Origin of the sequence: Streptomyces niphimycinicus (assembly GCF_018883605.1) — a bacterium.
Taxonomy (GTDB): domain Bacteria; phylum Actinomycetota; class Actinomycetes; order Streptomycetales; family Streptomycetaceae; genus Streptomyces; species Streptomyces niphimycinicus.
Genome location: NZ_JAHLEM010001093.1, coordinates 1 through 447 on the forward strand (window position 1 = coordinate 1; position 447 = coordinate 447).

Sequence of the window (447 nt, forward strand, 5' to 3'; positions counted from 1 at the left end):
GGCGAGGCGTCCATCAGCCCCACCGCCATACCGGCCCACTGCGACCCCTGCCCCGGGAACACGAACGCCGTCCGGCCACCGACGACCGAGCCCTGTGCGACGCCCGCCGCCATACCGCCCTCGGCCAGGGCGGTGAGCCCGGCCAGCAGGTCGGCACGGTCGTGGCCGCGCACCACGGCGCGGTGGTCGAGCTGGGCCCGGGTGGTGGTCAGCGAGAGGCCCACGTCGACCGGGCCAAGCCCGGGGTCGGCCTCGAGGTGCGCCAGCAGCCGCTGCGCCTGGGCGCGCAGCGCCGCCGCGCTCTTGCCGGACACCGCCCACGGCACCACGTCCAGCCGCTTGGCCGACGGGGCCGGTCGCTCGGTGACTTCCTCGGCCTCCTCGGTCTCCTCGGCGGGGGCCTGCTCCAGGATGGTGTGCGCGTTGGTGCCGCTGAAGCCGAAGGAG

Annotated in this window: 1 protein-coding gene; it reads right to left on the reverse strand. The window is 76.3% G+C overall.

What is annotated here, in order from left to right; translation table 11 throughout:
* Nucleotides 1–447: ketoacyl-synthetase C-terminal extension domain-containing protein (locus tag KN815_RS47825; RefSeq protein WP_301184715.1), on the reverse strand; the 447-nt coding region annotated here is incomplete at both ends.